Here is a 21,748-nt window from a genome sequence, read left to right as displayed (position 1 = left end):
CGCGGATTACGGTGGGTCCATGACCTCCGCGGCCCCTTCCCCTCGCACCGTCCTGCGTCCCGGGGCGGTGATCACCCGCTCGGCATGGCCGGAGGGTGAGGTCCGCTCCGTGCATGTCGTGAGGATCGGCGGGGCGGGGATGTCCGCCGTCGCCCGGCTCGCCCTCGAGGCGGGACTCGCGGTGAGCGGATCGGACTCCCAGGACGGCCAGTTCATCGCGCCGCTGCGCGAGGCCGGGGCACGCATCGGCATCGGCTTCGACGCCGAGCTCATCGCCCCGGACTGCGACCTCCTCATCGTCTCCACCGCCGTGCGGGCGGACAACCCCGAGATCATCGCCGCGCACGAGCGCGGCATCCCCGTGATCCACCGCGCGGCGGGCCTCGCCGGTCTGCTCGCCTCCCGGGACGTCGTCGCGATCGCCGGCACCCACGGGAAGACCTCGACCACGGGCCTCGCCGTCAGCGCCCTGCGCGGCGCGGGCCACGACCCCGCCTGGGCGCTCGGCGCGGCGGTGCCGGACCTGGGCCGCAACGCGGGCTTCGCGGCGGATCCGGCGACCGGCGCGAGCGCGGGGGAGTCCCTCGCGGTCGTCGAGGCCGATGAGTCCGACGGCTCCTTCCTCGCCTTCCGCCCCCGCGCGCTCGTCGTGACGAACCTCGAGGCGGACCACCTCGACTTCCACGGCGACGAGGAGACCCTGACCGCCGCCTTCGACGCCGTCACGACGCAGATCGTCGACGGCGGCGCGCTCGTGGTGTGCGGCGACGACCCCGGCGCCCGTGCGCTCGGGGAGCGCGCCGCGGCCCGCGGCACCCGTGTCCTCACCTATGGCACCGCCGAGGGATCGGACTGGCGCATCGTCACGGAGACGCCGGGCGAGCGCGGTGCCCGCGCCGAGGTGGAGAGCCCGCGGGGCCCGCTGCTGCTGGACCTCGCCGTCGCCGGGCACCACAACGTGCTCAACGCCGTGGGCGCCCTCGCGGCCGCCGCCGAGGCGGACCCGGAGTCGCCGCTCCCGCGGCTCGCCGCCGGGCTCGGCACCTTCACGGGTGCGTCCCGCCGCTTCGACGTCGCCGGGACCGTCGCCGGCGTGACCGTCGTCGACGACTACGCCCACCATCCCCGCGAGGTCGCCGCGACGCTCGCCGCCGCCCGCGGCATCGTCGAGGGCGCCGGGCGCGGGGGCCGGGTGCTGGCCGTCTTCCAGCCGCACCTGTACTCCCGCACCCGCAGCTTCGCCGGGGACTTCGCCGCCGCCCTCGGCGCCGCGGACCTCGCCTGGGTGCTGCCCGTCTACGGTGCCCGCGAGGATCCCGTCCCGGAGATCGACCAGCGCACGATCACGGACCTCGCCCCGGCCGGGACGCTCACGCCGCTGGAGGCCCGGGAGGAGGCCGCCGGGCAGGTCGCCGGCGCGGCCCGCGAGGGCGACCTCGTCCTCATGCTCGGCGCGGGCGACGTGGTCGAGCTGACCTCCGGCGTGCTCGCCGCCCTCGAGCAGAGCGCGCAGGAGCGCTGATGGCCCGACGTCCCTCGGCCCCGCGACCCGCCGCGCCGCGCACTCCGGCCTCGCGGTCCGGGGCTTCGCGTCCCGCCGCGCCCGGTGCTGAGTCCCCGCGTCCTGGGACGCCGCGACCCTCGTCCTCGACGGCGCCGTCGGCCCCGTCCCCGTCGGCCTCGCGCACGTCCGCCGCATCGGCGACCTCGGCGGCCTCGCCCGCGGAGCGCTCGGGCACGGACCGTCCGGTCGTGAGGACCGCGGGCGACGCACGCTCCACGACCGGGGCCTCCCGCCCCGGGCGGGCCCGACGCTCGCCGTCCGGCACGAGCCGTCGGCCCTCGGGCGGTCCCTCCTCGTCGCGGCCCGCGGCCCGCGCCGGCGGGTCCGATGATGCCGCCGCTCCTGCACCCCGTGGAGGGGGACGGGCCGTCGGCCGGCCCCGCACGGAGGACCGCACCGCGTCGTCGGAGCAGACCACCCGGCAGTCCGGCCGCGCCGGCGGCGTGATCCAGGCGGCGGACCGCTTCCGCGACCTCGTCCGCGCGCGGCCCTGGCGTCGCCGGCGTCGCGCGATCCTCGTGACCGCCGCGATCGTCGTGGCGCTGCTCGTGGTCGCGCTCGTCGCGGCCGTGACGCTGCCGGCGCTCTCCGTGCGGCAGGTGCAGGTCGAGGGCCTCGGCTATGTGCAGGAGTCGGCCGTCGACGAGGCGGTCGAGCCCTTCCGGGGTGACAGCGTGCTGCTGCTCGGCACCGGCGCCGTGGAGTCCGCGGTGGAGGAGGTGCCCGGGGTCGCGACCGCCGAGGTGCACCGCTCTTGGCCGGACGGCATGAGCATCACCGTGACCGAGCGCACGGCGATCGCGAGCGTCACCCAGCAGGACGGCGCGACCGTGCTGCTCGACGCCGAGGGGACCGAGCTGCCCGAGGGGGCGGGGGAGGGCGCCTCGCCGGTCCCGCTCACGGTCGCGGCCGACGCCGCCGATCCCGACGGCGCGCAGGCGGCGATGATCGACGTCCTCGCCCAGATGCCGAGCTCGCTGCGCAAGGGCATGACCGGGATGACGGCCTCCTCCCCGAGCGACGTCTCCTTCACGCTCGAGCTCGAGGACGGCGGCACGAAGACGATCGTGTGGGGCGATGCGGCGGACGCCGATCTCAAGGCGGAGGTCGTCCGGGCGCTGCTCGCCGAGCCCGGATCCGAGATCGACGTGTCCTCGCCGGTCGCCCCGGTGACCCGCTGACGTGAGACTCGTCCGTTCCCGCGCACGACACGCGGGTGTGGTCGTTGCGCCGGGACGGGAGGGTCCCTAGCGTCGAAGGGACGGAGAGGCGCCCCGATCCTCGAACCTCAGGTGGAGGTTGAGGGTTGAGGGTTCGGCCCTCTCGGCAGGCGAACGACAAAGAGCAAGGACCAAACGTGGCCGGAACCCAGATCTCCCTCGCAGTCATCAAGGTCGTCGGTGTCGGCGGCGGCGGCGTGAACGCCGTCAACCGCATGATCGAATCCGGCCTCAAGGGCGTCGAGTTCATCGCCATCAACACCGATGCGCAGGCCCTGCTCATGTCCGATGCGGACGTCAAGCTCGACGTCGGCAAGGAGATCACGCGCGGCCTCGGCGCCGGCGCGGACCCGGAGGTCGGCAAGAAGGCCGCCGAGGACCACGCCGAGGAGATCGAGGAGGTCCTCCGCGGGGCCGACATGGTCTTCGTGACGGCCGGCGAGGGCGGCGGCACCGGCACCGGCGGCGCCCCCGTCGTCGCGAGCATCGCCCGCAGCCTCGGCGCGCTGACCATCGGCGTGGTCACCCGCCCCTTCACCTTCGAGGGCCGCCGCCGCGCGACCCAGGCCGAGTCGGGCATCGCGGCCCTCCAGGCCGAGGTCGACACGCTCATCGTGATCCCCAACGACCGCCTGCTGTCGATCGCCGACAAGGCCGTCTCGATGCTCGACGCCTTCAAGAGCGCGGACCAGGTCCTGCTCTCCGGTGTCCAGGGCATCACGGACCTCATCACCACGCCGGGCCTGATCAACCTCGACTTCGCGGACGTCAAGTCCGTCATGCAGGGCGCCGGCAGCGCCCTCATGGGCATCGGCTCCGCCCGCGGCGAGGACCGTGCGCTGCAGGCCGCCGAGCTCGCGGTCTCGAGCCCCCTGCTCGAGGCCTCGATCGACGGCGCCTACGGCGTGCTGCTCTCCATCCAGGGCGGCAGCGACCTCGGCCTCTACGAGGTCTCCGAGGCCGCCCGCCTGGTGCAGGAGGCCGCGCACCCGGACGCCAACATCATCTTCGGCTCCGTCATCGACGACGCCCTGGGCGACGAGGTCCGCGTGACCGTCATCGCCGCCGGCTTCGAGAGCGGCGGCCCGCGCCCCCGCCAGGAGTCCGCTCCCGTGGTCGCGCGCCCCGCGCCCCGTCAGGAGAAGGCCCCCGCGCCGCGCCCCGCGGTCACCGAGAGCCGCAGCGCGGCCCCGGCGGCCGGCGGCACCGGCACCGGGGCGTGGAACGCCCCGCAGCAGACCTTCACGCCCTCGGCCCGCTCCGCCTCGGAGCCCGAGACGGAGCAGTTCGACCCGGCCGAGGTCGAGGAGCAGGACGCCGTGCAGAGCAGCGAGCCCTCGCCCGCGCAGCCGGTCGCGCCGCAGCCCGCGCGCCCGCCGCGCATCGAGGAGCCGCCGGCGGACGACGACGACCTCGACCTCCCGTCCTTCCTGAAGTGACGACACCCCTCACGGCACGGGCCCCGCGACTTCGCGGGGCCCGTTCCCTGTTCACGGGGCGCGCGGGCGGGGTAAGCGGCGGCGACTTCGCCGGCCTCAACCTCGCTCGGCACGTGGGGGACGAGGAGGCGGACGTCGAGCGCAACCGTGCGCTGCTCGCCGCCGAGGTGGGACTGCCGCTCGCCTTCGTCGATCAGGTGCACTCACCGGACGTCCACGTCCTGCCCGCCTCCGGCCCGGTGCCGGTCGTCACGGCCGACGCCCTCGTGACCGACCGCCGCGACGTGGCGCTCGCGATCATGGTGGCGGACTGCCTGCCTGTGCTGCTCGTCGATCCCGACGCCGGGGTGATCGGCGCCGCCCACGCGGGCCGTCGCGGCCTCCTGGACGGCGTCCTGCAGGAGACCGTCCGCGCGATGGCCTCGCTCGGGGCCGTGCCCGCCCGGATCGGGGCGGCGATCGGCCCGTCGATCTGCGGGGCGTGCTACGAGGTCCCCGCCGCCATGCGCGAGGAGTCCGCGGCGCAGCTCACCGAGCTCGCCGCGACGACGTCCTGGGGCACGCCGTCCCTCGACCTCACGGCCGGCGCGGTCGCCGCGCTCGTGGGCGCCGGCGTCCCCTTCGCCGCCATCGAGGACCGGCACCCCTGCACCCTCGAGGACGAGGACTTCTTCTCCTACCGGCGCAGCGCCCGGACCGGGCGCCTCGCGGGCGTCATCGCCCGGGCGTGAGCACACGGGTGTGAGCACGAGCGCATGTCGCGGCTCGCGGCGACACGCCGTGCAGGTGCGCCGTGCCGGGAGGGCCCTGCGGTACGTTCGTCGCACAGGGCCCCCGCGCACTCCCCGTGCTTCCCCGGGGTCCAGGTCAGCGTGAACAACGAAGTGGGAGAACAGCCATGGGAACCTGGCGCAACGCCATGGTCGCACTCGGCCTCGCCAACGAGGTCGACGACGAGTACTACGAGGACGAGCGGGACGCCCGCGACGAGGCCGCACAGCCCCGCCGCACCGAGCGCACCCCCGAGCCTGCCCCCGCCCGGGAGGCCCAGGTCACCCCGATCCGTCAGCGGTCCGTCGTGACCGTGGCGCCTTCCGTGGAGGAGTCGATGCACCGCATCACCACGATCCACCCGCGTTCCTACAACGACGCGAAGGCCATCGGCGAGTCCTTCCGCGACGGCGTCCCCGTCATCGTGAACCTCTCCGACATGCAGGACGGCGACGCGAAGCGCATGGTCGACTTCTCCGCCGGTCTCGTGTTCGGCCTGCGCGGCACCATCGAGCGCGTGACGTCCAAGGTCTTCCTGCTCTCCCCGGAGTTCGTGGAGGTCGACGGCGACACCACGCCCGACGAGGGCAGCTTCTACAACCAGAGCTGACCCTCGATGGCCGTGATCGCAGGAGTGCTGTACATCGCACTCCTGCTCTACATGATCGTGCTCGTGGCGCGCCTGGTCCTGGAATGGATCCAGGCGTACTCGCGCGACTTCCGGCCGACCGGCCTCGTGCTGGTGCTGTTCGAGGTGGTGTACACGCTGACCGACCCTCCCGTGAAGGGTCTTCGCCGCCTCATCCCGCCCATCCGGCTCGGGGCGGTCTCGCTGGACCTCAGCCTCATGATCGTGCTCCTCGTGGGCTGGATCCTGCTGGGAGTCCTGGGGCGCGTCGCGGTCTGACCGCGACGCCCTGCACGATCCGCTACTCTGTCCAGCAGCGCGCAAGCGCGTTCGGACCCAGACTGCAACGAGAAGGTGACCCATGGCTCTGATGCCCGATGACCTGCTGAACAAGCGGTTCACCCCGGTGCGGTTCTCCGAGGGCTACGACATGGACGAGGTGGACAACTTCCTCGACAATGACATCCTGCCGCGCCTGCAGGAGCTCATCGACGAGAACAGCCGGCTGACCAAGGAGCTCGAGGAGGCGCACAACCGCGTCGCCGAGCTCGAGTCCGCCCAGGCAGCCTCCACCGAGGTCCCGGCCGAGCAGGCCGAGGGGACCGCCGCCCCCGTCGCAGCCGTCGCGGAGACCCCCGAGGTCGACGAGACCGCCCCGCAGACGGTCGTGGACGAGGCCCCTTCGACCACCGAGACCGTCGCCGCCGAGCAGCCCGCTCCCGTGGTCGAGCAGTCCGCGGAGGCCCCGGCCGCCGAGGCTCCCGCCGCCGCCCCGGCGCCGACCGACGCCGCGGGCATCATCGCCCTCGCGAACCGCCTGCACGACGAGTACGTCAAGAACGGTGAGGACGAGCGCGACCGCCTCATCGCCGAGGCCAACGACGAGCACAAGCGCATCGTCGGCGAGGCCGAGGAGAAGTCGGCGAGCACCCTCGCGGCGCTCGAGAAGACCAAGGCGGATCTGGAGAAGTCGATCGAGGGTCTGCGCACCTTCGAGCGCGACTACCGCAACCGCCTGCGGAACTACCTCGAGAACCAGCTCCGCGAGCTCGACACCGACGAGACGCAGGACAAGCAGGCGAACTTCGGCCTGTGAGCCAGCCCGCCTCCTCCTCGACGAGCGCCGGACCCGTGGGGTCCGGCGCTCGTCGCCGTGCGGGCCTCCCGCTGCCCGCGGTGCTCGCGATCGTCGTGCTGCTCGGCGCCATGGTCCTCGTGCTCGACCAGGTCTCGAAGAACTGGGCCGTCGCGAACCTGCCGCTCCTGGAGCCGCAGCCGTTCCTCGGTGAGCTCCTCCAGCTGACGCTGCTGTACAACACCGGCGCCGCCTGGGGCATGGGCGCGGAGATCACCCCCGTGGTCACCGTCCTGCAGATGGGCATCGCCGCCGGCGTCGTGGTCTTCGCCGTGAAGGCGGTGCGCTCGCCCTGGTACGCGATCGCCCTCGCCCTGATCCTCGGCGGGGCCCTCGGCAACATCCACGACCGCCTGCTGCGCGAGCCCGGTCCCTTCCACGGCGGCGTCGTCGACTTCCTCGAGCTGCCCCACTGGCCCGTCTTCAACGTCGCCGACATGGGCGTGGTGGGCGGCGCGGTGCTCGTCGTGCTGCTCGGCGTCCTCGGCGTCGCGACCGACCCCGGCGCCACGGACCGCGAGGACCACACGACCGAGGCCCCCGCGCCCGAGGAGGGCGAGGCGTGAGCAGCGAGCGCACACTCATGGTCCCGGACGGTCTCGCCGGCGACCGCGTGGACGCGGGGCTCTCCCGGATGCTGGGGCTCTCCCGCACCCGCGCCGCGGATCTCATCGACGCCGGCCACGTGGAGATCGACGGCAGCGCCGTCGCCTCGCGCTCCGTGCGCCTCGAGCCCGGCATGATGCTCTTCGTGCACCTGCCGGACGAGGCGCCCGCCGTCGCGGTGCGCCCGCAGATCGCCCCCGGCATGAGCCTCGTCCACCAGGACGAGGACCTCGTCGTGGTCGACAAGCCGGTGGGCGTCGCCGCGCACCCGAGCGCCGGCTGGTCAGGCCCCACCGTGCTGGGGCACCTCGCCGCCGCCGGCGTCTCCATCCGCACGAGCGGCGACGGGGAGCGCCAGGGGATCGTCAGCCGCCTCGACGTGGGCACGAGCGGCCTCATGGTCGTCGCCCGCACCGAGCGCGCCTACACGACGCTCAAGGACGCCTTCCGGGCCCGTGAGGTCGGCAAGGTCTACCACGCGGTCTGCCAGGGCCGCCCGGATCGCGGCGCGGGCACGATCGAGGCGCCGATCGGGCGCTCCCCGCACCACGACTACAAGTTCGCGGTGCGCCAGGACGGCAAGCACTCGGTCACCCACTACTCGACGCTCGAGGAGCTCTCCGGCGCGACGCTGCTGCGGGTGAAGCTCGAGACCGGCCGCACGCACCAGATCCGCGTGCACATGGCCGCCCTGCACCACCCGCTCGTGGGGGACCCGCTCTACGGCGCCGATCCGACGCTCGCCGAGCGGGTGGGCCTGCGGCGGCAGTGGCTGCACGCCATGGAGCTGACCTTCGTGCACCCCGTCTCCCGGGAGCAGGTCACCTTCTCCTCGCAGTACCCGAGCGATCTCCAGCACGCGCTCGACGCCCTGCGCGACGCCTGAGCCGCCCGGCCGGATACGGTCGACCCATGAGCCCCGCGAGCGAGAACCCGCAGCGCCCCTCCCGCGACCGCGCCCTCGAGCGGGCGGCGTTCCCCTGGTCCCGGGTGGCCGGTGTGCTGGGCCTGGACCCTGAGGAGGCGGAGCTCGCGCTCCGCGACGAGGACCGCACGCGTGAGGCGGTGCTCGCCGCGAGCCGCGCCCACCTCGCCGCGGACGACGACCGCCGGGCGGGCCGCGTGCCGGACACCGCCATCGCCGCCCATCCGGACTTCCCGACCGGGATGGGCATGAGCCTCATCGGCGCCGGCGTGCTGTGGGAGGTCACGGACCTCGTGCCGCAGATCGCCCTGCGCGTCGCGAAGGACCATCACGAGGACGGCGACGAGGAGCTCGCCGCGAGCTTCGCGGCGATGGTGGCCGAGTTCGCCCGGCCCCCGGAGGACGACGCCGTCGCCTGGGCGGCGCAGTCGCTGCTCGTGGACGTGTTCACCCGCGCCGGCAGCCCCGACCGGGCGGACGCCCTCGCCCGGGACCTCGCCGCGCACGCCGTGCCCCTGGACCTGTGGCGGGACGACGACCCCGCCCTCCCGGACGACTCCATGGCCTGGCACGGCGGCGCCTTCGTCGAGGGCATGCCGCCCCGCCGCGACGGTCGCGCCCTCACCTTCGAGGAGGCCGCCGAGTACGTCGACTCCCTGCTCACGGACAGCCTGCGCGAGCGCGAGGCCGAGGGCGACGGCACCGGGGACGGCCCGGGCGAGCGCCCGGCCTGATCCCTGTCCCGGCCCGTCGGACGCCCCCCGGAGCCGCCGCCGAACGCCCCGCGGGCCCCGGGGATTCCCCTGCGCCCCGACCCGCCGGGGTGACCTCCGTGACCCCCGTCGCGCGGCACGTCGGGGCCGCGGGATGACTACGCTGGAGCGCATGGCTTCCGCGGGTAACGACGACTTCGTCCATCTCCACGTCCACACCGACTACTCCCTCCTGGACGGGGCGGCGAAGATCGACAAGCTCGTCGCCGAGGCCGCCCACCAGGGGCAGAGCGCGGTCGCGATCACCGACCACGGGTACCTCTTCGGCGCCTACGAGTTCTACCGCGCGGCGACGAACGCCGGGGTGAAGCCGATCATCGGCGTCGAGGCGTACGTGACGCCCGGGACCAGCCGGCACGACCGCACGCGCGTGCAGTGGGGGACCAAGGAGCAGCAGCTCGCCGGCGACGACGTCTCCGCGCGCGGCGCCTACACGCACATGACCCTGCTGTCGAGGTCGACCGAGGGCATGCACAACCTCTTCCGCCTGGGCTCCGCCGCCTCCCTCGACGGCCAGATGGGCAAGTGGCCGCGCATGGACCGCGAGATCCTCGCGAAGTACGCGCCGGGCCTCATCGCGACCTCCGGCTGCCCCTCCGGCGAGGTGCAGACCCGGCTCCGCCTGGGACAGGTCGACGAGGCCATCAAGGCCGCCGGCGAGTTCCAGGACATGTTCGGCAAGGAGAACTACTTCATCGAGCTCATGGACCACGGGCTCGACATCGAACGGCGGGTCACGAAGGGCCTGCTCGAGGTGTCGAAGGCCGTGGGTGCCCCGCTCGTCGCGACCAACGACCTCCACTACGTCACCGAGCAGGACGCGACCATCCAGGACGTGCTGCTGTGCATCAACTCCGGGTCCAAGCTCACCGACCCGGACCGCTTCAAGTTCGACGGCTCCGGCTACTTCCTGAAGTCCGCCCAGCAGATGCGCGAGCTGTTCCGCGAGTTCCCCGAGGCGTGCGACAACACGCTGCGGATCGCCGAGATGTGCGACGTCGCCTTCACGACGACCGCCGAGGGCGCGAACTACATGCCGCACTTCCCGACCCCCGGCGGCGAGGACGAGGACTCCTGGTTCGTCAAGCAGGTCCAGGACGGCCTCGAGTACCGCTACCCCGCCGGCATCCCCGACAACGTCCAGCAGCGCGCGGACTACGAGGTCGGGATCATCCTCCAGATGGGCTTCCCGGGCTACTTCCTCGTCGTCTCCGACTACATCAAGTGGGCCAAGGAGCAGGGGATCCGCGTGGGACCGGGCCGAGGCTCGGGCGCCGGCTCGATGGTCGCCTACGCCATGCGCATCACCGACCTCGACCCGATCGAGCACGGCCTGCTCTTCGAGCGGTTCCTCAACCCCGACCGCGTCTCCATGCCCGACTTCGACGTCGACTTCGATGATCGCCGCCGCGGCGAGGTCATCGACTACGTCGAGCAGAAGTACGGCGACGACAAGGTCGCCCAGGTCGTCACCTACGGCGTCATGAAGACGAAGAACTCCCTCAAGGACGCCGCCCGCGTCCTGGACTATCCCTTCGCCGTCGGCGACCGGATCACGAAGGCGCTGCCGCCGGCCGTGATGGGCAAGGACATCCCGATCAAGGGGATCTTCGACCCCGAGCACAAGCGCTATGCGGAGGCGACCGAGTTCCGCCGCCTCCACGACGAGGACCCGGACGTCCAGAAGGTCGTCGGGATCGCGAAGGGCGTCGAGGGCCTGACCCGCGGCTGGGGCGTCCACGCTTGCGCGGTCATCATGTCCAGCCACACCCTCACCGACATCATCCCGATGATGCGCCGCCCCTCCGACGGCCAGATCATCACCCAGTTCGAGTACCCGACCTGCGAGACGCTCGGCCTGCTGAAGATGGACTTCCTGGGGCTGCGCAACCTCACGGTGCTCTCCGACGCGGTGCAGAACATCGAGCGCAACGGCAAGGAGCCCGTCGACCTCGAGCAGCTGCCCTTCGACGACCCCGCCACCTACGACCTGCTCCAGCGCGGCGACACGCTCGGCGTGTTCCAGCTGGACGGCAGCGGGATGCGCACCCTGCTGCGGCAGATGAAGCCTGACAAGTTCGGCGACATCACCGCCGTCTCGGCGCTCTACCGCCCGGGCCCGATGGGCATGGGCTCGCACACGAACTATGCGCTGCGCAAGAACGGCCTGCAGCCGATCACGCCGATCCACCCGGAGCTCGAGGAGCCGCTCGCGGAGATCCTCGGCGAGACCTACGGCGTGCTCGTCTACCAGGAGCAGGTCATGCAGACCGCGCAGAAGGTCGCGGGCTACAGCCTCGGCGAGGCGGACATCCTCCGCCGCGCCATGGGCAAGAAGAAGAAGGCTGAGCTGGACAAGCAGTACGTCTCCTTCGAGGCCGGTATGAAGGAGCACGGCTACTCCGACGCCGCCGTCGCCGCGCTCTGGGAGACCTTGCTGCCCTTCGCGGACTACGCCTTCAACAAGTCCCACTCCGCCGCCTACGGCGTGGTCTCCTACTGGACCGGGTACCTCAAGGCGAACTACCCGACCGAGTACATGGCCGCGCTGCTCACCTCCACGCAGGAGAACCGCGACCGGCTCGGCCTGTACCTGGGCGACTGCCGCCACCGCGGGATCACGGTGCTGCCGCCCGACGTCAACGAGTCGGACCTGTACTTCTCCGCCGTCGGCGACGACATCCGCTTCGGCCTCTCCGCGATCCGCAACGTGGGCGCGAACGTCGTGGAGGAGATCATCAGGGCCCGAGAGGAGAAGGGCGCCTTCACCTCCTTCACCGACTTCCTCGACAAGGTGCCGCTCAGCGTCTGCAACAAGCGCACGATCGAGTCGCTCATCAAGGGCGGCGCCTTCGACTCGCTGGGCCACAACCGCCGCTCCCTCGTGCTCATCCACGAGGACGCCGTGGACTCCGTGGTCGACGTCAAGCGCAAGGAGGCCCAGGGCCAGTACGACCTCTTCGCGGACATGCTCGGCGGGGGCGGGGCCGACGACGGCATGGCCACCGGCTCCGCCGCGACCCTCACGATCCCCGAGCTGCCCGAGTGGGACCGCAAGGAGAAGCTCGCCTTCGAGCGGAACATGCTGGGCCTGTACGTCTCCGACCACCCGCTGTACGGCCTCGAGCACGTGATCGCGCAGAACTCCTCGATCGCGATCAGCGCCCTCGCGGACGACGGCGCGGTCGAGGACGGCACGATGGTCACGATCGCGGGGCTCATCACGACCCTGCAGCGCAAGACCACCAAGAAGGGCGACATGTGGGCGATCGCCACCGTCGAGGACCTCGAGGGCGCGATCGACTGTCTCATGTTCCCCTCGACGTACATGACCGTCGCCTCCGAGCTCGCCGAGGACCTCGTCGTGTCGATGAAGGGCCGGGTGGACACCTCCAAGGGCATGCCCGAGCTGCGCGTCATGGAGATGTCGATCCCCGAGGTGGGCTCCGGCCCGGACGGCCCCGTCACGCTCGTCCTGCCGGCGATGCGCGCGACCTCGAAGGTCGCCGAGGGCATCCGCGGGGTGCTCGAGGACAACCCGGGCTCGAGCGAGGTGCACCTGCGGCTCCAGGAGCCGGGCCGCACGACGCTCATGCAGCTGGACAAGCGGCTCTCGGTGACGCCCTCGCCCGCGCTCTACGCCTCGCTGAAAGCGCTGCTGGGTCCCGGCTGCCTGATGTGACCAGGGCAGCGCCGTGCGCGTCGCGACCTTCAACATCCACCACGGTGCGGACGCCCGCGGTCGCCTCGACCTGACCCGCACGGCCGCGGCGATCGCCGCGACCGGTGCGGATCTCGTCGCCCTCCAGGAGGTCGACGTCCGCTTCGGCGTGCGCTCCCGGGACCAGGATCAGGCGTCGCTGCTGGGCGAGGCGCTCGGCATGCACGTGCGCTTCGGGCCCGCGATCGTGCGCGGGGAGGGCGGCGGCTACGGGGTCGCCCTCCTGAGCCGTGCACCGATCGGGCAGGCGGTCATGCATGTGCTGCCCGGGGCGCCGGGTCCCCGGCCGCTGCGGGAGCCCCGCGGTGTGCTCGACGCGCGGGTGGAGGTGCCGGGGGCGGGGCCGGTGCGGGTGCTCGTCACCCATCTCGACCACGACCACCGGTCCCATCGAGACGTCCAGGTGCGGGAGATCCTGCGCCTCGTCGCGGAGGACGCGGGGCCTGTCGTGCTCCTGGGGGATCTCAACGCCGATCCCTCCGCCCCCGAGCTCGGGGGCCTGCGGCGGTGCGGCTTCCGCGACGCCGCGATCGAGGTGGCGCGGCAGCGCAGGCGGGGGACGGTCGCTCGCGCCCCGGACGGGACGCCTCCAGGCGGCGCCCCGTCGCGCGCAGCGCGGGTCCTGTCCCTCGCGCGCGCGGTGGTCCCGCACGGGCCCGTGCGGGCGACCTGGCCGGTGCGCCTCCCGGTGCGACGGCTCGACGCGATCTGGCTGCGCGGCCCCGTCCGGGCCCGGGAGCTGCGCGTGGTGAGGAGCACGGCCTCCGACCACCGCCTCATCGTCGCCCACCTCGACCTCGGCTGAGCCGCGCGGGGACCCGTGGGAGGCGGGGGTGACCTGCAGGAAGAACGGCCCCGGAGCGCGCCGGTGCGGGGCCCGTCGGCCTACGGTAGGACCATGAGCCTCGAGACCGATCTGCTGCCTGATGCCCTGCTGGCCACGATCCGCGAGCGTGCCGTCGTGCACGACCGGGAGAACACCTTCCCCGAGCAGGACCTCGCGGACCTCCGCGAGCGCGGCTACCTGCGCCTGCTCGTGCCGGAGGAGCTCGGCGGGCTCGGCGCGAGCCTGCTCGGGGCGACCCGCGTGCAGCGCCGGCTCGCGCAGGCCGCCCCGGCCACCGCCCTCGCCATGAACATGCACCTCGTCGTCACCGGCGCCGCGCTGCACGCCCACCGGCTGGGTGTCACCGCGGTGCGCACGGTGCTCGAGGAGGCCGCGGCGGGGGAGCTGCACGCCTTCGGGATCTCCGAGGCCGGCAACGAGGCGATGCTCTTCGACTCCTCGACCCATGCCGTGCCGGACGGCGAGGGCGGCTTCCGCCTCACCGGCACCAAGATCTTCACGTCCCTCGCCCCGGTCTGGGACCGGCTCGTGGTCCACGGGCGGATCGCCGAGACCTCGGAGAGCGACCCGCGGCTCGTGCTCGGCGTCCTCGAGCGCACGGACGCCGTCGAGGTGCTCGAGGACTGGGACACCCACGGCATGCGCGCCTCCCAGTCCCGCACGACGCGCCTGCACGAGGCGCCGCTGAGCGCCGACCGCGTGCTCACGCAGACCCCCGTCGGCCCCCACGGGGACCCCTTCGTCATGGGGATCTTCGGCGCCTTCGAGCTGCTGCTGGCCGCGGTGTACACGGGCCTCGCTGAGCGGGCCGTCGAGCTCGGCGCGGGGGTCGCGACGACCCGCCGCAGCGTGACCCGCGGGATCCTCCACGCCGACGACCCGGACGTGCGCCGGCGCCTCGCACGCGCGGCGATCGCCCTGGACGGCTCCGTGCTCCAGATCGAGAAGCTCGCCGCGGATCTCGACGCGCTCGGCACGGGGGAGCGGGGCGCGGGGACCACCGACCACGGCCCGCGCTGGTTCCTGCAGCTCTCCGGCGTGAAGTCCCGCTCCACCGAGGCCGCGATCGCTGCCGTGGACGAGGTGCTGCGCGCGAGCGGCGGCGCGCATTTCTTCCGCCGCAGCGAGCTCGAGCGGCTCTCCCGCGATGTGCGCGCGGGCATGTACCACCCCTCGGACGAGGAATCCGTGCAGTCCTCCTACGCGAAGGCGCTGCTGGGCGAGATCGGCGACGCGGAGCGACCGGGAGCCGATCGCTCCTGATCGGACGACCGGGAACACGGCGCGCCCCGGCACCTCGCAGGAGGGACCGGGGCGCGCCGTGCGGTGGGGAGGTCAGTCCTCCGCGGGGGCATCCTCCTCGGAGGGGGCCGGCCGGACCGCGGGAGCCGCTGCCGGTGCCGACGGGGCGGACGAGGCGGACACGGCAGGAGCCGGGGCGGAGGAGCTCTCCGCCTCGGCACGCACCGCACGGCCGCCCTCGGAGGCCCGCTGGAGGGTCTCGCCGAAGTCGATCCCGGTGGTGGAGCTGACCATGTCGAGCACCTGCGCGAGGCCCACGGAGATGTTCTGCCCGATCTTCGCCTCGCCGTCCGTGGAGAACACGGAGAGCTTGTCGATGTTCGAGTAGGGCTTCGCGAGCTCGCCGGCGACCGTCGGCAGCACCTCGAGCACCTGCGCGAGCACGGCGGCGTCGTTGAACTGCTTGTACGCCTCCGCGCGGGCGCGGGTGGTCTCCGCCTCCGCGTCGCCCTTGGCGCGGATGGATGCGCCCTCGGCCTCGCCCTGGGCGCGCAGGGAGTCGGCGCTCGCCTGACCCTCGAGGCGCACGGCCTCGGCGTCCTTCGAGCGGCGCTGCAGCTCGACCTCGGCCTCGGCGCGGCCGCGGGCCTCGATCGCGTGGGCCTCCGCGTCGGCGGAGACCTTGCGGGACTCGGCGCGGTTGCGCTCGTCGGTCAGCTGCGCCTCGGAGTCGGCGATGCGTGCGTACTTCTTGGAGTCCGCGTCCTGCTGCTCGGCATAGCGCTTGGCCTCGGCCGGCTTGTGGACCTCGGCGACGAGCTGCTTCTCGCGCAGGTCGTTGTTGCGGACCGCGATGAGCTCCTCCTGCTCGATGATCTTCTGCTGCTGGGCGGCGCGGGCGAGCGGGCCGGCGGCGTCGGCCACGGCCTGGCGGGCGTCGGTCTGCTCCTTGATCTCCGCCTGGCGCAGGTCGAAGGCCTGCTTGGACTCCGCCTCCTGCTGGAGGTTGAGGTTCTTGGCCTGGGTGGACTCACGGTTCGCGTCGGACTCGGCGATCGCGGCGCGCTTGGCGACGAGCGCGGCCTCGGGCCGTCCCCAGTCGCGGAGGTAGGAGCCGTCGTCCTCGACCGCGGAGATCTGGAAGGTGTCGATGACCAGTCCCTGGTTGTTCATCGAGTGCTCGGCCTCGGCCTGCACCTGGCTCGCGAAGGAGGCGCGGTCGCGGATGATCTGCTCGACCGTCAGGGTGCCGACGACGGCGCGCAGGGTGCCGGAGAGGATCTCCTGGGTGTAGTGGTCGATCTGCTGCTGCTGATCGAGGAAGCGCTGCGAGGCCTTGCGGACGTCGTCCACGTTGCCGCCGACCTTCACCTGCGCGACGCCCCGCAGGCGCAGGAAGATGCCGTTCATCGAGTATCCCTCGACCTCGACGGGGATCTGGCGCGAGCTGAGGCTCAGCACGAAGGCGCGGTCGACGATGGGGCGCACGATCGCGCGGCCGCCGATGACGACGCGGGCGCCGCCGGACTCGAGGTCGATGTCCCCGGTGGGGGTGGCCTTCGCGCCGCGGCCGGTGATGATGAGCGCCTCGTTCGGCGCGGCGATGCGGTAGCTGCGCAGCAGCACGAGCAGCAGGATGAGCAGCACGACGATCACGACGGCTGCGATGCCGATGATCGGCACCAATGCTTCCATGGGGTCCCCCTCCAGCGATGGCACAGCGCGGCCCCGGGCACGCACTGTCGGTCCCGGTGATCCTCCCAGGTGGGGGAGGCGAGCGGCGAGCGCTGTCCGAGGTCGGGACCCAGCCGTGACCCGGGTCCAGGATGCGGATGGCATGTCCCGGATGGTGAGACCCGGGCGTATCGTCGCGCAGGTGAGTACGACAAGCACCTCCTCCGCGCCGGCAGCGGCGCCCGCGAACACCCGAGGGCGGGTGATCGGGGCCTCGATGATCGGCACGACCATCGAGTTCTTCGACTTCTACGCCTACGCGACCGCCGCCTCGCTCGTGTTCCCGGCCCTGTTCTTCCCCAAGCAGGACACCACCACGCAGCTGCTGAGCTCCTTCGCGATCTTCGGCGTCGCTTTCTTCGCCCGGCCCATCGGCTCGATCATCTTCGGGCACTTCGGCGACCGGATCGGCCGCAAGAAGACCCTCGTGGCGAGCCTCCTCGTCATGGGCATCGCGACCTTCCTCATCGGCCTGCTGCCCTCCGCCTCGACGCCCGGCTTCGCCGTCGTCGCCCCGACCATCCTCGTGCTGCTGCGCTTCTGCCAGGGCATCGGCCTCGGCGGCGAGTGGTCCGGCGCCGCGCTGCTCGCGACCGAGAACGCCCCCGAGGGCAAGCGCGCCCTCTACGGCACCTTCCCCCAGCTGGGCGCCCCGATCGGGTTCATCCTCTCGAACGTGCTGTTCGTGATCCTCAGCCTCACCCTCGACGAAGCGCAGTTCGCCTCCTGGGGCTGGCGGATCCCGTTCCTGCTCTCCGCGGTGCTGGTCGTCGTGGGCCTCTGGGTGCGCCTGAAGCTCATGGAGACCCCGGCCTTCCAGAAGGTCCTCGACGAGCAGCGTGTGGCGACCGTGCCGCTCGCGCGCGTCTTCACGACCGCCTGGCGCCCGCTCATCGCGGCGACCCTCGCGATGGTCGCGACCTACGTCCTCTTCTACCTGATGACGGCGTTCCTCACCGTCGTCGGCACCACCCCGGCGGACGCCGCGGTGCCGGGCCTCGGCTACGAGCGGGCGGGCTTCCTCACCCGGCTCATCATCGGCGTCGTGTTCTTCGGGATCTTCACCCTGGTCTCCGGGCCGATGGCGGACCGCCTGGGCCGCCGTCGCCACCTCATCGGCGTGACGATCGCGATCGGCGTCTACGGCTTCCTCGTGCAGCCGCTGCTGCACGCGGGCGACGCCGGCGTCATGGCCACCCTCATCATCGGCTTCTCGCTCATGGGCCTGACCTTCGGCCCCATGGCGTCCTTCCTGCCGGAGATGTTCAAGGCCGACGTCCGCTACACGGGCAGCGCCATCAGCTACAACATGGCCTCCGTGATCGGTGCGGCGCCCGCGCCGTACGCGCTCATCGCCCTGTGGGGCGCCGGGGACGGGAAGCTGTGGCTCGTGGGCGGCTACCTCACCCTCGCCGCGCTCATCACGCTGATCTCGATCACGATCGGCAAGGAGACCAAGGACGTCGACTTCCTCCAGTGAGGGCCCTGCGCCACCGACGCCGACGGGGCGCCGTCACCGGGATGCTCCCGGCGACGGCGCCCCGTCGTCATGCTGTGCTGTGCTGTGCTGTGCTGCGGTGCCGCCGTGAGCGCTCCGCTCAGGCGCGGTGCTCGCGGTAGTAGCGGATGAGCCCCGCGGTGGAGGCGTCCTCCGCGGCGATCGCGGACTCGTCACCCGCGACCGCGGGGGCGAGGCCCTTCGCGAGCTGCTTGCCGAGCTCCACGCCCCACTGGTCGAAGGAGTTGATGCCCCACACGGCGCCCTGGACGAAGGTGATGTGCTCGTACAGCGCGATGAGCTGGCCCAGCACGGACGGGGTCAGCGCGGGCGCCATGATCGAGGTCGTCGGGCGGTCGCCGGAGAACTCGCGGGCCGCGACGAGCGCACCCTCGGTGCCCTCCGCGCGGACCTCGTCGGCCGTCTTGCCGAAGGCGAGGGCCTTGGTCTGCGCGAAGAAGTTCGCGAGGAACAGCTCGTGCACGTCCTGCTCGCCGTCCTTGAGGGGGCGGGCCGGGGTCGCGAAGGCGATGAAGTCCGCCGGGATGATCCGGGTGCCCTGGTGGATCAGCTGGTAGAAGGCGTGCTGACCGTTGGTGCCGGGCTCGCCCCAGAAGACCTCGCCGGTCTCGGTGACGACGGTCGAGCCGTCCCAGCGCACCGACTTGCCGTTGGACTCCATCGTCAGCTGCTGGAGGTAGGCGGGGAAGCGGTGCAGGTACTGGGAGTAGGGGAGGACCGCGTGGGTCTCCGCCTCGAGGAAGTTCACGTTCCACACGTTCAGCAGGCCCATGAGCAGCGGCACGTTCTGCTCCGCCGGGGCGGTCGCGAAGTGCTCGTCCATCGCGTGGAAGCCGGCGAGCAGCTCCTCGAAGACCTCCGGGCCCAGCACCGTCGAGAGCACGGTGCCGATCGCGGAGTCCACGGAGTAGCGGCCGCCCACCCAGCTCCAGAACCCGAAGGCGTTCTCCGGGTCGATGCCGAACTCGGCGACCTTGTCGAGCGCCGTGGAGACGGCCACGAAGTGCTTCGCGACGGCCTCCTTCTCCTGCTCCGCGGTGAGGCCCTTCGCCCGGAGGCCGTCGAGCAGCCAGGTGCGCACGAGGCGCGCGTTGGTGATCGTCTCGAGGGTCGTGAAGGTCTTCGAGGCGACGATGACGAGAGTGGTCTCGGGGTCGAGGTCCGCGGTGGTCTCGTAGGCGTCCGTCGGGTCGATGTTCGAGATGAAGCGGGCGGTGAGGCCCTCCTGCGCGTAGGGCTTCAGCGCCTCGTAGACCATGACGGGGCCCAGGTCCGAGCCGCCGATGCCGATGTTCACGACCGTCTCGATGCGCTTGCCGGTGACGCCGGTCCACTCGCCGGAGCGGACCTTGGTCGCGAAGTCCGCGATGCGGCCCAGCACCTCGTGCACGTCGTGGTCGACGTCCTGGCCGTCGACCACGAGGGCGGGGGAGGCCCCGGCGGGGCGGCGCAGCGCGGTGTGCAGCACGGCGCGGTCCTCGGTGGTGTTGATGTGGGCGCCCGCGTACATCGCGTCGCGGCGCGCGAGCACGCCGGTCTGCTCGGCGAGCTGGAGGAGGAGGTCCACGGTCTCGGCGGTGACGAGGTTCTTGGAGAGGTCAACGTGGAGGTCGGCCGCGTCGTGGGTGAAGCGGACGGCACGCTGCGGGTCCTCGGCGAACCACTCGCGCAGGGAGCCGCTGATCTCGGCGTCGTGCGCCTCGAGCGCCTCCCACGCCGGGGTGGTGGTGGGATCGACCGGCGCGGTGGCGCCGCTGACAGGGGCATCAGGAGAAGTCATGGCCCCATTCTCCACCCGGAGCGCGCGGGCGGGTGTGCGCGTGCCCTGTGTTCCTGGGAACCGTCCTGGGGTATCCGAGACCGAAGCGTTACCGCCGGGTGGACAAAGGTTGACAACCCCTGGTGCACACTTGACGTCACGGCGCCCGGTGTAGTCGGCGCCACACACAGCACTCCCAGGAGATCCCCATGGCCCTTTCGCGCCGCTCCATGATGCTCGGCACCGCTGCCACCGGCGTCGCCGCAGCCACGCTCGCCGCCTGCACCGGTGGCTCCTCCGGCGGTTCCGGCGGATCCGACGGCGGATCCGGCTCCGGTGAGATGATCTTTGCGAACACCACCGAGCCCGAGAACCCGCTCGTCCCGACGAACACCGGAGAGGTCGGCGGCGGTCGCGTCGTCACCTCGATCTTCGCCGGCCTCGTGTACTACACGGCGGACGGCAAGGCCGAGAACGACCTCGCGGAGTCGATCGAGTCCGACGACAACCAGCACTGGACGATCAAGATCAAGTCCGGCCTGAAGTTCTCCGACGACTCCGACCTCACCGCGCAGTCCTTCGTCGACGCCTGGAACTTCGGTGCGAACGCCGCGAACGCCCAGCTGGGCCAGTACTTCTTCGAGCCGATCGAGGGCTACGCGGATCTGTCCAAGGAGGACGTCGCCGCCGACGCGAAGCTCCCCGGGCTCGAGGTCGTCGACGACACCACGTTCACCGTGCAGCTCGTCTCCGCGCAGTCCGACTTCCCGAACCGCCTCGGCTACTCGGCCTACATGCCGCTCCCCGCGAGCGCCTTCGACGACATCGAGGCGTTCGGCGAGAAGCCGGTCTCGAACGGCCCCTACATGGTCGACTCCTGGACCCATGACAAGGAGATCGTCCTCGTCCCGAACCCGAACTACGACGGCCCGCGCAAGGCCAAGAACTCGGGCATCACCTTCGTGGTGTACGACAGCGACGAGACCATGTACAACGATCTCCTCGCGGACAACGTGGACGTCATCGACCAGATCCCCACGTCGCAGCTGCAGAACTTCGAGAGCGACCTCGGCGACCGCGCGGTCAACGATCCGGGCGCCGTCTTCCAGTCCTTCACCCTCCCGGGCTACGACTCGAACTTCGAGGGCGAGGCCGGTGCGCTGCGTCGCGAGGCGATCTCGCGCGCGATCGACCGCAAGAGCATCTGCGACAGCCTCTTCTTCGGCACCCGCACCCCGGCGACGGACTTCGTCGCGCCGGTGATCCCCGGTGGCGGTGCGACCGACATCGAGGGCGCTGACGTCCTCGAGTTCGACGAGGCCAAGGCCAAGGACCTGTGGGCGCAGGCGGAGGCGAAGAGCCCCTTCAAGGGACCGCTCACCCTCGCGTACAACGCGGACGGACCCCACGCCGACTGGGTCGAGGCTGTCTGCAACTCGCTCAAGAACACCCTCGGTATCGAGGCGAACCCGACCCCGTTCCCGGCCTTCGGCGAGATGCGTGAGCAGATCCGCGCGCGGAAGCTCATGGGCACCTGGCGCTCGGGCTGGCAGGCGGACTACCCGTCCATGTACAACTTCCTGGGCCCGCTCTACGGCTCCGGCGCGGCGGACGGCAACGGCTCGAACGACGGCGACTACAAGAACCCCGAGTTCGACCAGCTCCTCTCGGACGGTCTCGCCGCCGAGAGCGAGGACGAGGCCATCAAGATCTGGAAGCAGGCCGAGGCGCTGATCATGCGCGACCTGCCCGTCGTCCCGCTCTGGTACCAGAACACCTTCGGCGGCTACTCGTCCCTCGTGTCGAACGTCGAGTACGGCTGGGACACCGTCCCGCTGTACTACGAGATCACGAAGTGATCGCCG

General features: G+C 72.0%; 17 protein-coding genes. 15 read left to right on the top strand and 2 right to left on the bottom strand.

Annotated elements, in window-relative coordinates; all coding sequences use genetic code 11:
• The first annotated feature begins 19 nt into the window (after positions 1-19).
• From murC to C1N80_RS13290, 13 genes are all read left to right on the top strand, one after another.
• Positions 20-1,522, top strand: a complete 1,503-nt coding sequence (murC, locus tag C1N80_RS13350; protein WP_137771218.1) for a UDP-N-acetylmuramate--L-alanine ligase — start codon at positions 20-22, stop codon at positions 1,520-1,522.
• Positions 1,523-1,752: 230 nt separating this feature from the next.
• Positions 1,753-2,745 (top strand): cell division protein FtsQ/DivIB, encoded by a 993-nt coding sequence (locus C1N80_RS13345; RefSeq protein ID WP_240811140.1) that lies wholly within the window; start codon positions 1,753-1,755, stop codon positions 2,743-2,745.
• A 176-nt stretch (positions 2,746-2,921) separates the two neighbouring features.
• On the top strand, positions 2,922-4,223 hold the full coding sequence (ftsZ, locus tag C1N80_RS13340; protein ID WP_137771216.1) for a cell division protein FtsZ: 1,302 nt from the start codon (positions 2,922-2,924) through the stop codon (positions 4,221-4,223).
• Positions 4,220-4,954, top strand: a complete 735-nt coding sequence (gene pgeF, locus C1N80_RS13335; protein WP_137771215.1) for a peptidoglycan editing factor PgeF — start codon at positions 4,220-4,222, stop codon at positions 4,952-4,954. The genes ftsZ and pgeF overlap by 4 nt, the downstream gene beginning before the upstream one ends.
• 167 nt (positions 4,955-5,121) lie before the next feature.
• Positions 5,122-5,604, top strand: coding sequence for a cell division protein SepF (locus C1N80_RS13330; RefSeq protein ID WP_137771214.1), 483 nt, complete (start codon positions 5,122-5,124; stop codon positions 5,602-5,604).
• Between the two features lie 6 nt (positions 5,605-5,610).
• Positions 5,611-5,901, top strand: coding sequence for a YggT family protein (locus C1N80_RS13325; RefSeq protein WP_137771213.1), 291 nt, complete (start codon positions 5,611-5,613; stop codon positions 5,899-5,901).
• Between the two features lie 82 nt (positions 5,902-5,983).
• Positions 5,984-6,718, top strand: a complete 735-nt coding sequence (locus C1N80_RS13320) for a DivIVA domain-containing protein (RefSeq protein ID WP_137771212.1) — start codon at positions 5,984-5,986, stop codon at positions 6,716-6,718.
• Positions 6,715-7,323: a signal peptidase II gene (lspA, locus tag C1N80_RS13315; protein WP_240811139.1), complete on the top strand. Its 609-nt coding sequence runs from the start codon at positions 6,715-6,717 to the stop codon at positions 7,321-7,323. Before C1N80_RS13320 ends, lspA begins: the two co-directional genes overlap by 4 nt.
• Positions 7,320-8,249: an RluA family pseudouridine synthase gene (locus tag C1N80_RS13310; protein WP_137771211.1), complete on the top strand. Its 930-nt coding sequence runs from the start codon at positions 7,320-7,322 to the stop codon at positions 8,247-8,249. The genes lspA and C1N80_RS13310 overlap by 4 nt, the downstream gene beginning before the upstream one ends.
• 26 nt (positions 8,250-8,275) lie before the next feature.
• A complete protein-coding gene (locus C1N80_RS13305; protein WP_137771210.1) occupies positions 8,276-9,022 on the top strand; it encodes a hypothetical protein in 747 nt (248 codons plus the stop codon).
• Positions 9,023-9,173: 151 nt separating this feature from the next.
• A complete protein-coding gene (gene dnaE, locus C1N80_RS13300) occupies positions 9,174-12,743 on the top strand; it encodes a DNA polymerase III subunit alpha (RefSeq protein ID WP_137771209.1) in 3,570 nt (1,189 codons plus the stop codon).
• Positions 12,744-12,756: 13 nt separating this feature from the next.
• A complete protein-coding gene (locus tag C1N80_RS13295) occupies positions 12,757-13,587 on the top strand; it encodes an endonuclease/exonuclease/phosphatase family protein (RefSeq protein ID WP_137771208.1) in 831 nt (276 codons plus the stop codon).
• A gap of 93 nt (positions 13,588-13,680) precedes the next feature.
• Positions 13,681-14,892, top strand: coding sequence for an acyl-CoA dehydrogenase family protein (locus tag C1N80_RS13290; protein ID WP_137771207.1), 1,212 nt, complete (start codon positions 13,681-13,683; stop codon positions 14,890-14,892).
• Positions 14,893-14,964: 72 nt separating this feature from the next.
• Here C1N80_RS13290 and C1N80_RS13285 read toward each other — a convergent pair whose 3' ends face one another.
• The gene (locus tag C1N80_RS13285; protein ID WP_240811138.1) at positions 14,965-16,566 is read right to left on the bottom strand and encodes a flotillin family protein; all 1,602 of its coding nucleotides are present in this window, start codon (positions 16,564-16,566) and stop codon (positions 14,965-14,967) included.
• A 181-nt stretch (positions 16,567-16,747) separates the two neighbouring features.
• Here C1N80_RS13285 and C1N80_RS13280 point away from each other — a divergent pair, with 181 nt between their 5' ends.
• A complete protein-coding gene (locus C1N80_RS13280; protein ID WP_168198115.1) occupies positions 16,748-18,085 on the top strand; it encodes an MFS transporter in 1,338 nt (445 codons plus the stop codon).
• Between the two features lie 118 nt (positions 18,086-18,203).
• Here C1N80_RS13280 and pgi read toward each other — a convergent pair whose 3' ends face one another.
• On the bottom strand, positions 18,204-19,904 hold the full coding sequence (gene pgi / locus C1N80_RS13275; RefSeq protein ID WP_137771206.1) for a glucose-6-phosphate isomerase: 1,701 nt from the start codon (positions 19,902-19,904) through the stop codon (positions 18,204-18,206).
• 188 nt (positions 19,905-20,092) lie between these two features.
• Here pgi and C1N80_RS13270 point away from each other — a divergent pair, with 188 nt between their 5' ends.
• Entirely contained in the window at positions 20,093-21,742 is a 1,650-nt protein-coding gene (locus tag C1N80_RS13270) for an ABC transporter substrate-binding protein (protein ID WP_137771205.1), read from the top strand.
• The last annotated feature ends 6 nt before the right edge of the window (positions 21,743-21,748 follow it).

The organism is Brachybacterium sp. SGAir0954, from assembly GCF_005490785.1.
Lineage (GTDB): Bacteria > Actinomycetota > Actinomycetes > Actinomycetales > Dermabacteraceae > Brachybacterium > Brachybacterium rhamnosum.
Note: the sequence above shows the minus strand (reverse complement) of the source record. Positions and strands in the feature narration are given on the sequence as shown.